This window comes from Mycobacterium sp. Root265, from assembly GCF_001428895.1.
Lineage (GTDB): Bacteria > Actinomycetota > Actinomycetes > Mycobacteriales > Mycobacteriaceae > Mycobacterium.
The window spans coordinates 1-1,065 of record NZ_LMJA01000027.1; the positions used below are offsets into that span (position 1 = coordinate 1).

Annotated in this window: 1 protein-coding gene; it reads left to right on the forward strand. The window is 24.7% G+C overall.

Features of this window, described 5'->3' with window-relative positions; genetic code table 11:
- Positions 1-361, forward strand: a 361-nt coding sequence (locus tag ASE48_RS33480) for a hypothetical protein (protein WP_235571320.1), incomplete at its 5' end; no start/stop codon positions are given.
- Positions 362-1,065: the final 704 nt, after the last annotated feature.

Sequence of the window (1,065 nt, forward strand, 5' to 3'; positions counted from 1 at the left end):
TTATCTATTTCATTCTTTATTATACTATTTATTACTATACTGTTATTTATTTTTTTTATCTATTTCATTCTTTATTATACTATTTATTACTATACTGTTATTTATTTTTTTATTAATTATACTGTTATTTAGTACCGGAGATGCCAATTCTTATATGATGACTCCGGATAATATTGATCGTATGTCTAACATTGGATCTAAGGTTCATGATTTAATTTACGCTGCATCTAATGATGTATCTGGCGCAGCATCTAACGCTAATGATGTATCATCATCTAACGCTAACGATGTATCTGGCACTGCATGTAATACTATACCTAATCCTCATGGTTTTAATGAAGCAAATTTTCCAGACAATTGAAAAAGAGAAAGAGCTTTCAAAATTGTAGAAAAATTAGAATCGACTAATCAAGATTTTATTTTGGTTTCTAAAAATTTACCTATAGATGATACTGAAAGGGAATTTGTTAAAAATCTTTTATTAAATGATTATCCAGAGGATCTTCAGACTAGAATAATAACAGATGGTTATCATAAAGGTACTGAAACAGTTGTACATAAAAACGTATCTAATAAACCTGAGATAATAGATAAGACTATAACTAGAACCTGAGATAATAGCTAGTAATTCAATAAGATTTAATGATAAGACTATAACTAGATTAGTAGAATCTATTAATAAAAATTACCCGCCTAAAAAATAATATGAGCTTGTACCGAAAAATTCTAATTTATTTATTTATTAATTAGAAAGGATAATAGTTTAATGGTAAAACTTGCTATTACGACCAGCAATATTATAGTTCGAATCTATATTATCCTTTGTATGGTTTAAATCATATTCTGAGTACTTATATATTTATATGATTTATATTATACTGTGAAAAAAAAGATAATTTGAATCATTCAAGAATAATTAGACCTTTAACCAGTAATACTCTTATTATAAATAAGAATATTGTAATACTTTTTTAATTATACATCAAATTATCTTTTGTATAATTATAAGGATTATTATTCACCAAAGATAAAATGTCTAAACTAGAAACATATATATTTGAGAAG